A 9,791-nucleotide genomic window follows, 5' to 3' on the forward strand; every position below is an offset into this window, starting at 1 on the left:
CCCGCCCCCGCCCGCCCCCGCCGCCCGCGCCGGGTCCGTCGCGCGTCCCGCGTCCGCGGCGCCGTCCGGGCCCGCGGCGCCGTCCGGGCCGGTGGTGCTCGGCGCGGTCTCCGTGGCGCGGGCGACGTCGCCGTCCGCGGGGACGATCATCGAGCCCGGGAGCTCCTTCAGGGCGTCCGCCGCGGCGTCGAGGTCGGCCGTCCCGACGACGACGGCCTCCCGGTACGGCCACAGCGCGGCCTCCCACCGGTCCCGGACGCCGGGGGCCAGTTCGACCGCGTCCAGCAGGCCGACCGCCGCGATCCCGGCGGCGGCGAGCGCGCGGATCTGCGCGGGGGCGCTGCTCGCGCCCGCCTCCGCCTCGGCGAGGGCCCGTTCGGCGCGGGCGACGGCGCCGCGCGCCATCCCGAACTCCTGCTGCGCCTCGTCCCGGCGGGTCTCCGCGGCGGCGAGGCCCTCCCGGGCGGCGGCCTCGTCGCGGCCGTCGGCGTCGCGGCGCCGCTCCTCCAGCTCCGCGACGCGGCGGCGCAGCTCCTCCAGGCGGTCCTGCGCGACGGCCTTGTCCGCGCCGAGCCGGTCCACCCGCCCCTTCAGCTCGGCGAGCGCCGACTCCGCGGACGCGACCTGCTCGTCCAGTGCGCCGCCGGTGAGCTGCTCCATCTCCTGCTCGGCGGCCTTCGCGGCGGCGGCCAGCTCGTCGGCCTCGGCGCGCAGCGCCTCCTGCTCGGCGGCGAGCGCGGCGTCGGCCGCGGCGGCGTCCGCGAGCAGCCGCGCCTGCCGGGTCCGCCAGTGCCGCAGCGCCGCGTCGACGTCCGCGCGGGCCCGGTCGCGGCGGTCGAACGTCTTCAGCAGCGTCGCCGCCTCCCGCTCCCACTCGGCGAGCCGCTCGGACGCCTCGGCGGCCTTCGCCCGCTCCCGGTGCTCCTCCGCGCGGGACCGCCGTTCGGCCTCCAGCTCCCGGTCCAGGCCGGTCAGCGCCGCGATCGCGCTGAAGATGCGCTCGGGCGTGATCTCGTTGAGCGGCTGCGACAGCAGGTTCGTCGCGACCTTGCTGCGCACCGACGTCGACAGGAACGACACGCACCGCACCCGCCCCCCGTACAGGACGCGGCTCAGGTCCTTCGCGACGAGGTCGCGGCGGCCCGCGCTGCGCGGCAGGCCCGCCCACAGCCTGTCGGCGAGCGCGACCCGGTCGGCCTCCGACGGCGCCGCCGCCAGGTGGACGCCCCGCCGCCAGCGGATCTCCAGGTGCGGGGCGTCGACGTTCACGCGCAGCCAGACGGTGAGCGCGGACTCCTCGCCGTCCTCGGCCGCGCCGTCGCCCGGCGGGTCGGCGTGGTCGAAGACGCCGACGATGTAGCCGTGGTCGGCGCTGGCCCACCGGCTGTCGCCCTGGGCGGCGAGCTCCGCGTTGAACAGCAGCTCCGCGACGGCCCGGGCGCCGGACGCGAACCGCCACTGCTCGTCCCCGAGCAGCGCGGTGATCGCGGCGATGAACGACGACTTGCCCGCGCCGTTGGAGTCCTTCGGCCCCTGCCCGGCCACCACGATCAGCGTCCCGGGCACGGTCGGCACCGGGTGCGTCGACAGCCGCGAGATGTTCACCGCCTGCACGGCGACGAGCGTGCGGTCGCCGACGATGTTCTCGGCGTCCCGGGCCGGGCCCGGGACGAGCGGTTCCAGCACGGCCGTCACGTGTTCTCCCCCTGATCGCTTTCCCGGTTGCGGCGGCGGGCCCGGATGGCCGCCGCGAGCGGCGAGTCCGGCCCGGCCGCCAGGATCAGCTCCTCCTGCAGCCGCCGCCGCGCGGCGGGCGTCAGCCGGTGGAACTGCGGGCCGGGGACGAACCCGCCCGTGTCGTCCGAACCCGCCTTGACCTGCGACACCAGCCCGGCGAGCCGCAGCCGCCGCAGCGCCGCGTCCAGCTCGCCGACCGGCAGCTGGGTGCGGCGGCGCAGCTCGTCGACCGGCGTCGGGAACGGCGACAGCCACGAGTCGTCGCCGAGCCGCCCGGCGGCGCGCGGGATCGCCACCGAGTGGATCAGCACCAGCGTCAGGACGGCGCGGTCCCGGACGGGCGGGACGCACTCGGGGTCGCGCGCCAGTTCGGCGGCGACGTCGTCGCGGTAGCCCGAAATCCACTTCGTCCGGTCGGACCGGACGAGCGTCCGGCCGCTCAGCGCGAGCATCCCCTCGACCGTGCGGCGCAGCGCCGGTTCGCGCAGCGCCGGGAACCGCACCTCCGGCACCGGCTCCGCCGCGTGCTCCACCGCCGTGTACGCGGCGACCAGCTCCGCCCGCCGCCGCTCGTCGTAGGGCCGCAGCAGGCTCTCGAACAGCTCGCTCACCGCCCCGGCCCCTCCGCCCGCGCCCCCGACGACGCCGGTTCCGCTGGTGCCGGTTCCGATGGTGCCGGTCCCGATGGTGACGGTTCCGCTCGCGGCGGCTGTTCCGGCGACCGTTCCTCCGCCGCCGGCCGCTCCGCCTGCGATTCGTCCGCCGCCGACGGCTCCGCCTGCGGCTGCTCCGCTCGCGGCTGCGGCGCCGACGGCTGTCCTGCCTGCGGTTCGTCCGCCGCCTCGGACGGCTCCGCCTGCGGTTCGTCCGTCTGGGACGGTTCGGGCGTCTGGGGCGGGTGGGGGAGGCGGCGGAGGAGGTCGCGCAGGGACGCCAGGGAGCCCTCCGGCCACAGGGCCGTGCGCGGGCCCGGACGGACCGTGCCCGCGTCCTCGTCCAGCAGCAGCCAGCCGGTGTCGGCGAGGCGGCGCAGCTCGCCGGTCGCCCAGCGGCGCGCGAGGTCGGCGTCGCCGCGCGTCATCCCCCCGTACACCTCCAGCACGTGCGCGACCGGGGCGGGCGTCCCGGGCCACGGGGCGTCGTCCAGCCGCAGCCAGCAGCAGCGCAGCGCGGCGGCCAGGACGCGGCGCGCCTGCCCCGCGCGGTCCAGCGGCATCGGCGCCGTGTCGTACTCCTCCAGCAGCGCGGGCGTCGCGCCGTCCGGCCACTCCGGCAGGAGCCACACGCGGGCGCCGTCCGACGCCGTGCGGACCCCGGACGGGACGGGTTCCGCCGCGTCCATCGACGGGACGCCCAGCACGCGGGCGCGGGCACGGGCCAGCACCTGCGGATCCACACCGCCCCCTTCGTCCGTCCGTCCGCTCATGCCCGCTCGAACCATCCCGGGGACAGCCAGGCGGGAACCCCGCCGGGCCGCGCGTCCAGGCCGTCCTCCCACACGAGCCGGTACGGCAGCTCGGGGTGCAGGTGCGCGGCGGACAGGTCGGCGAGCGTCCGGCGCGCGGACGCCCAGTCGGCACCGAGGACGTCGGCGACGGCGGCGCGGTCGCGGCCGCGCAGCGCCTCCTCGGCGACCGCCCGCAGCCGTTCGGCGGCGGCGTCGTCCGACCCGGTGTCGCGGGACAGGCCCGCGTCCGGGACGGACGGGCGCGGCGGCGCGGGCCGCGGCGGGGTCGCGCGCGGGCCGTCCTCGACGGCCGTCACCACCGCCGCCGGTTCGTGCCACGGCGCGGGCGCGTCGAAGACGAACCCGTCCAGGACGGCCGCCAGCTCCTCGCGGGACGCGGTCCGGGTGAACGTCCGCCACGTCTCCGGCGGCAGCAGCGTCAGGTTCCGGGTGGTGCCCGCCGAGTCCGACAGCCGCGCCGCCGCGCGCCGCGACGCGTCCCCGTAGGCGTAGATCGCGGCGCGCAGGTCGGTGCAGGTGCGGTCGAGCTGCGGCCAGCGGCGCAGGATGGCGCCGTGCAGCCGCTCGGCGCGCACCAGGATCTCCTCGGTGCCCCACAGCTTCGGCGCCTGCTCCCGCAGCTCCTCGATCGTCCCGTTCGTCAGCGTCAGCAGCTCCACGCTCCACAGCCGGAACGCGCGCGCGAGCCCGTCCGCGCCGTCGCGCGCCTGCTCGGCCGTCATCCGCGGGTCGGCGACGTTGAGCTGCTCGAGCGCCAGCAGCCGGTGCATCTCGCTCTGCCCGCCGTCCAGCATCATCCGCCGGACGAACATCAGCCCGACCACGCTCGTGAACGACGCCCGGTACCGGAGCTGGTTCGGCTTGGGGAACACCTCGCGGACGGCGCCGAGCCCCTTCAGCACCCGCAGCCGGTTCTCGAACACCTCGGACGGGTACGCCCGGCACACGTAGCGCATCTGCTCACGGCTCAGCCCCTCCTCGCCCGCGTCGGCGAACGCGGCGAGCAGCGTCTCGGCGACGTCGACCAGTTCGGGATCGTCGACGACGGCGCCGCTGTCGCGCGCGAGCGCCGCGAACATCTGCCGGTAGACGCCGAGGACGGCCTCGCCGACCAGGACGTCGTCCAGGCTGGCGGCTTCATCGTCGGTGGTAGGGGACACGGCGCACTACCGTACGGCTCCGGACCGACGATCGCGGAATCGGACGCCGTCAGCCCCCCGCCCCGGGCCGCGGCAGCCCGCGCTCGAACGCCGCCGGTGCTCCCCGTACGGCGCCGGGGACGCCCGCGCCGGCATCGACCGTCCGGTCGGCGCGGGGGTGGTCCCGCATCGACCGGACGGTGGACCCCGGGGTCAGCCCTGGCGCGGGATGGACTTGTGCTCGAGGTAGGCGGCGAGGCCCTCGGGGCCGAGCTCGCGGCCCAGGCCGCTGTTCTTGTAGCCGCCGAACGGGGTGTTGGGGTCGAGGACGTACATGTTGACGCCGCAGCTCCCGGTGCGGATGCGGCGCGCGACCTCGACGCCGTGCTCGGGGTCGGCGGTCCACACCGAGCCGCCGAGGCCGTACTCGCTGTCGTTGGCGATGCGGACCGCGTCGTCCTCGTCCTCGTAGGGGATCAGGACCAGGACGGGCCCGAAGATCTCCTCGCGGGCGATGCGCATGTCGTTGCGGACGTCCCCGAAGACGGTCGGGGCGACGTACCAGCCGCGGTCGTGGGGGCGGTCCAGCCCGCCGGTGATGATCTTCGCGCCCTCGTCCTGCCCGAGGCGGATGTAGCCCTCGACGCGTTCCTGCTGGCGCTGCGCGACCAGGGGGCCGATCTCGCTGGTGTAGTCGGACGGGTCGCCCACCGTGAGCCCGCCGACCATCGCGGCGAGGGCGTCGGCGACCTCGTCGTAGCGGCTGCGGGGGGCGAGGATGCGGGTCTGCGCGGCGCACGCCTCGCCGTTGTTCATCAGCGACGCCAGCTTGAACCCCTCGACCGTCGAGGCCAGGTCGGCGTCCTCCAGGACGATCGCCGCGGACTTGCCGCCGAGCTCGAGCGTCACCCGCTTGAGCTGCTCGCCGCAGACGGCGCCGATCTTGCGTCCGGCGGCGGTGGACCCGGTGAACGACACCTTGTCGACGTCCGGGTGCGCCACCAGGTACGCGCCGGCCTCGCGCCCGGCGGGGACGATGTTCACCACGCCCTCCGGAATACCCGCCTCCTGGATCCACTCGGCGAGCAGGTAGGTGTCCAGGGGCGTCTCCGGGGACGGCTTGGCGACCACGGTGCATCCGGCGATGAGGGCCGGCGCGAGCTTCAGCATGAGCGTGAACTGCGGGACGTTCCACGGGACGATCGCCGCGACGACCCCGACGGGCTCGCGGGTGACGGTGACCGGCCCGAGCATGCCCGGGCGCTCGTCCTCCCACGTGTAGGTGGCGGCGAGGTCGGTGTAGTACTGGAGCACCATCTGCGGGATCGCTGCCTGCCCGAAGATCGAGAACCCGATCGGCGAGCCCATCTCGGCGGTGACCAGCTCCGCCATCGTCTGCTGCCGCTCGGCGTAGATCGCCGACAGCCGCCCCAGGATCTCGGCGCGCTCGGCCGGGGCCATCCGCGGCCACGGGCCCTCGTCGAACGCCCGCCGCGCCGCCGCGACGGCGGCGTCCATGTCGGCCTCGGTGCCGTCCGGGACGCGGCCGATGACCTCTTCGGTGTGGGGGGAGATGACCTCGATCGTGCCGGTTCCGGCCGGGGCGGCCCACCCGCCGCCGATGAAGAACCGATCGTGCTCGCGCATGCTGGGGTGCCTCCTGCCCTCGGGGGCGGCCGTGTCCGTGATCAAAGCGAGTGCTTGGTTGGTGACAGCATCGCACGCGCCCCCGGGCCGGTGGAAGAGCGGATGAGACTCCAGTCTCATCCGGTAGGAAGGTCGGTATGACCGACATCGTGGACGCCTGGGTCGATCCCGCCTGCCCGTACACCTGGATCACGACCCGCTGGCTGCTGGAGGCGGCGCGCGTCCGTCCCCTCGAACTCCGCTGGCGGCTGCTGAGCCTCGCCGCCCTCAACGAGAACCGCGACGACGACCCCGAGGGCGACCCGGACGGCTACCTGTGGCTGCCCGCCCGGGTCTGCGCCGCCGCCGAGGAGCACGCCGGCCCGGACGGGCTCGGGCGCCTCCACCTCGCGCTCGGCGCCCGCGTCCACGAGCGCGGCGAGACCGACGAGCGGACGATCCCGGCCGCGCTCGCCGAGGCCGGGCTTCCGGCGGGGCTCGCGGCGGCGGCCGAGTCGGACGAGCGCGACGACGCGATCCGCGCGTCCACGGCCGGCGCGCTGCGGCGGATCGGCGGCGACCACGTCGGCACCCCGATCGTCGCGGTCGGCGACGTCGCGTTCTTCGGCCCGGTGCTGTCGCGCGTCCCGCGCGGGGAGGAGGCCGGGCGGCTCTGGGACGGGACGCTGCTGGTCGCGGGCGTCGAGGGCTTCCACGAGCTCAAGGGACGCCCGCACGCCGAGCCGTCCTTCGGCTGACGGCCGTCAGAGCAGGTGCGCGTTGGGCTCGCGGGCCAGGTCCGCCAGCCCGGGCAGCTCCACGAGCTCGACGCCCGCCGCCTCCAGCAGCCCGGCGCCCGTGCCCTCCACGAACAGCGCCGGCTCCCGCCACGCGAACACCACGCGCCGCGCGCCCGACGCGACGATCAGCTCCGCGCACGTCCGGGGCCGGGACGCGCGCCTCCCGCAGGGTTCGAGCGAGCTGTAGACGGTCGCGCCCGCCAGGTCGCCGGACGTCTTGGCGAGCGCCGCCTCCTCCGCGTGGTCGTGCGGGTCGCCCTCCCGCGAGTGCCCGCGCGCGACCTCCCGTCCGTCCGCGCCGACGATCACCGCGCCGACGGAGAACGCCGTCCGCGACGGCGGGCACAGCGCCGCCAGCTCGCAGGCGAGCCGCAGCCAGTGGTGGTCGTCCATGGGATCCATCCTGCCCGTCAGCCGCGCCGGCCCGCCGTCAGGTACCGCAGCAGCACCAGGTCGCCGATGCGGGTCACCTCCTCCAGCCGCATCGGACGGTCCGGGCGCTGCGGGAACACGCCCGAGTGCACGAACCGCGGCGCGGCCGGGTCGCCGACGAAGAACGGCGCCACGACGAGCTGCAGCTCGTCGGCCAGCCCGGCGGTCAGGAACGCGGTGTGGACGCCGCCGCCGCCCTCCACCATCAGCCGCCGCACACCCCGGTCCGCGAGGTCGGCGAGCACGTTCGTCAGCTCCGGCGGGTCCCCGGCGCCGATCGCGTCGGCGCGCCCGGCGAGCCGCTCCGCCAGCGCCCCGGCCGCCGCCGACGCGGTGTAGACGAGCTTCGGCGACTCCCCGGTGGTGAAGAACCGGGCGTCCGGATCGACGTCGCCGCTCCAGGTCAGCGTGACCTTCGTCAGGTCGGGCGGCAGCCCCCGCGCGACCCGCCGCTCCCGCCGCGCGGGGGACTTGACCAGCAGCCGCGGATCGTCGGCGCGGACGGTGCCGGCGCCGACGAGGATCGCGTCGCAGCTCGCGCGCACCGCGTCGACCCGGTCCCAGTCCGCGGCGCTCGACAGCCGCAGCCGCTCCGGGCCCGCGTCGTCGATGTACCCGTCGACGGACATCGCGCAGCTCAACAGGACGTAGGGACGTTCGCTCACCCGTCGAACACTAGGGCGTCCGGGGCGCGCACCGGCCCGGAAGCGGGGAATCGAAGATCCTTTGTGGCGACTCGGCGTTTCTGCGCCGGATGTGTCGGAGGTGAGTCCTAGGGTTGCCCCCGACATGCGAATCCTCCACACCTCCGACTGGCACCTCGGCAGATCGTTCCACCGCGAGTCCCTGAAGGACGCGCAGGAGGCGTTCGTCGACCACCTCGTCGACACGGTCCGCGCGGAGCGGGTGGACTGCGTGCTCGTCTCCGGCGACGTCTACGACCGGGCGCTGCCGAGCGTCGACGCCGTGCGGCTGTGCAGCGACGCGCTGGCGCGGCTGAAGGCGCTGACCCGGGTGGTGCTGATCGCCGGAAACCACGACTCGGCGAGCCGGCTCGGCTGGGGGGCGCGGCTCCTGGACGACGCCGGCGTCCACGTCCGCACCGAGTTCGCCCGCGTGGGGGAGCCCGTCCTCGTCGGCGACGCCGCGATCTACGGCATCCCCTACCTCGAGCCCGAGTTCGCCCGGCACGAGTGGGAGCTGGACGAGCGCAGCCACGCCGCCGTGCTCGCCGAGGCGATGCGCCGCGTCCGCGCCGACGCCGACGCGCGCGGCCCGGACGTCCGCTCGGTCGTCCTCGCGCACGCGTTCGTCACCGGCGGCGAGGCCAGCGACAGCGAGCGCGACATCTCCGTCGGCGGCTCCGCGCACGTCCCCGCGTCGGTGTTCGACGGCGTCGACTACGCCGCCCTCGGCCACCTGCACGGGAAGTGGGCCGTCACCGACCGCGTCCGCTACTCCGGCTCGCCGCTGGCCTACTCGTTCTCCGAGGAGCACCACGTCAAGGGCTCCTGGCTGGTCGACCTGCGCGCGGACGGCGTCCACGCCGAGTTCGCGGAGGCGCCCGTCCCGCGCCGCCTCGGCCGGATCCGGGGCCGCCTCGACGACCTGCTGCGGCAGGCACGGTTCGAGGAGTTCGAGGACCGCTGGCTCCAGATCACGCTGACCGACGCGCGCCGCCCGTCCGGCGCGATGGAGCGGCTGCGCCGCCGGTTCCCGCACGCGCTCGTCCTCGGGTACGAGCCGGAGGGCGGCGGCGCCGACGCGCCCCGCGGCTGGTCGGAGCGGATCCGGGAGAAGTCGGAGCTCGACATCGCGGGCGACTTCGTCGCCGAGGTGTCGGGCGCGCCCGCGAGCGCGGACGAGCGCGCCCTCCTGCACGAGGCGTTCGAGCACTGCCGCCAGAAGGAGTCGCTCGCGTGAGGCTGCATCGGCTGGAGGTCACGGCGTTCGGCCCGTTCTCCGGCACCGAGGAGATCGACTTCGACGCGCTGTCGGACGCCGGGCTGTTCCTCGTCCAGGGACGGACGGGCGCGGGCAAGACCAGCGTCCTCGACGCCGTGTGCTTCGCCCTCTACGGGCAGGTCCCCGGCGTCCGCAACCGGGCGAAGGGACTGCGCAGCGACCACGCGGCGCCGGGCGCCGCGCCCAGGGTCGTCCTGGAGACGACGATCCGGGGCCGCCGGCTGCGCCTCACCCGCTCCCCGGAGTGGGAACGTCCCAAAATGCGCGGGTCCGGCACGATACGGGAGCACCACAAGGTCCTCCTGGAGGAGTTCCGGCACGGCGGCTGGACGGGCGTGTCCAACCGCATCGACGAGACCGGCGACCTCGTCGGCGACCTGCTCGGCATGAGCGCCGTCCAGTTCTGCCAGGTCGCGATGCTGCCGCAGGGCGAGTTCGCCGGGTTCCTGCGCGCCAAGGCGGACGAGCGCCGCAAGGTCCTCGAGCAGCTGTTCGCCACCGAGGTGTTCGCGAACGTCGAGAAGTGGCTCGCCGACCGCCGCGCCGCCACCGGCCGCGCGACCGCCGAACTCGCCGCGCGCGCCGCGTCCATCGCCGACCGCGTCGCCGAGGCGACCGGCGCGG

The 9,791-nt window shown here is 76.0% G+C and carries 9 protein-coding genes and 1 pseudogene; 3 read left to right on the plus strand and 7 right to left on the minus strand.

What is annotated here, in order from left to right; all coding sequences use genetic code 11:
• From ACFQ11_RS35700 to ACFQ11_RS35720, 5 genes and pseudogenes are all read right to left on the minus strand, one after another.
• Positions 1-1,695: pseudogene (locus ACFQ11_RS35700) on the minus strand (chromosome partitioning protein ParA); the annotation flags it as partial.
• Entirely contained in the window at positions 1,692-2,348 is a 657-nt protein-coding gene (locus tag ACFQ11_RS35705) for a DprA-like winged helix domain-containing protein (RefSeq protein ID WP_378307009.1), read from the minus strand. The gene ACFQ11_RS35705 and the pseudogene ACFQ11_RS35700, both read right to left, overlap by 4 nt.
• Positions 2,345-3,163, minus strand: a complete 819-nt coding sequence (locus tag ACFQ11_RS35710) for a hypothetical protein (protein WP_378307011.1) — start codon at positions 3,161-3,163, stop codon at positions 2,345-2,347. Before ACFQ11_RS35710 ends, ACFQ11_RS35705 begins: the two co-directional genes overlap by 4 nt.
• Positions 3,160-4,365: a hypothetical protein gene (locus ACFQ11_RS35715; protein WP_378307013.1), complete on the minus strand. Its 1,206-nt coding sequence runs from the start codon at positions 4,363-4,365 to the stop codon at positions 3,160-3,162. The genes ACFQ11_RS35710 and ACFQ11_RS35715 overlap by 4 nt, the downstream gene beginning before the upstream one ends.
• Positions 4,366-4,557: 192 nt before the next feature.
• Positions 4,558-5,991 carry an aldehyde dehydrogenase gene (locus ACFQ11_RS35720; RefSeq protein WP_378307015.1) on the minus strand — a complete coding sequence of 478 codons (1,434 nt, stop codon included), beginning with the start codon at positions 5,989-5,991 and terminating at the stop codon, positions 4,558-4,560.
• A 137-nt stretch (positions 5,992-6,128) separates the two neighbouring features.
• Here ACFQ11_RS35720 and ACFQ11_RS35725 point away from each other — a divergent pair, with 137 nt between their 5' ends.
• On the plus strand, positions 6,129-6,728 hold the full coding sequence (locus ACFQ11_RS35725; RefSeq protein ID WP_378307017.1) for a mycothiol-dependent nitroreductase Rv2466c family protein: 600 nt from the start codon (positions 6,129-6,131) through the stop codon (positions 6,726-6,728).
• 6 nt (positions 6,729-6,734) lie between these two features.
• On the opposite strand, the gene ACFQ11_RS35730 is transcribed toward ACFQ11_RS35725, so the two are convergent.
• Together ACFQ11_RS35730 and ACFQ11_RS35735 are read right to left on the minus strand one after the other, a co-directional pair.
• Positions 6,735-7,172, minus strand: coding sequence for a cytidine/deoxycytidylate deaminase family protein (locus tag ACFQ11_RS35730; RefSeq protein WP_378307019.1), 438 nt, complete (start codon positions 7,170-7,172; stop codon positions 6,735-6,737).
• 8 nt (positions 7,173-7,180) lie between these two features.
• Positions 7,181-7,867: a RibD family protein gene (locus ACFQ11_RS35735; RefSeq protein ID WP_378307021.1), complete on the minus strand. Its 687-nt coding sequence runs from the start codon at positions 7,865-7,867 to the stop codon at positions 7,181-7,183.
• A gap of 124 nt (positions 7,868-7,991) precedes the next feature.
• On the opposite strand from ACFQ11_RS35735, the gene ACFQ11_RS35740 reads away from it, so the two are divergent.
• Both ACFQ11_RS35740 and ACFQ11_RS35745 read left to right on the plus strand, forming a co-directional pair.
• Complete coding sequence (locus tag ACFQ11_RS35740) at positions 7,992-9,125, plus strand: exonuclease SbcCD subunit D (RefSeq protein WP_378307023.1); 1,134 nt, start codon at positions 7,992-7,994, stop codon at positions 9,123-9,125.
• Positions 9,122-9,791 (plus strand): AAA family ATPase (locus tag ACFQ11_RS35745; protein WP_378307025.1); only part of this gene is annotated, 670 nt, incomplete at its 3' end. The genes ACFQ11_RS35740 and ACFQ11_RS35745, both read left to right, overlap by 4 nt.

The organism is Actinomadura sediminis, assembly GCF_042675525.1.
GTDB lineage: Bacteria > Actinomycetota > Actinomycetes > Streptosporangiales > Streptosporangiaceae > Spirillospora > Spirillospora sediminis.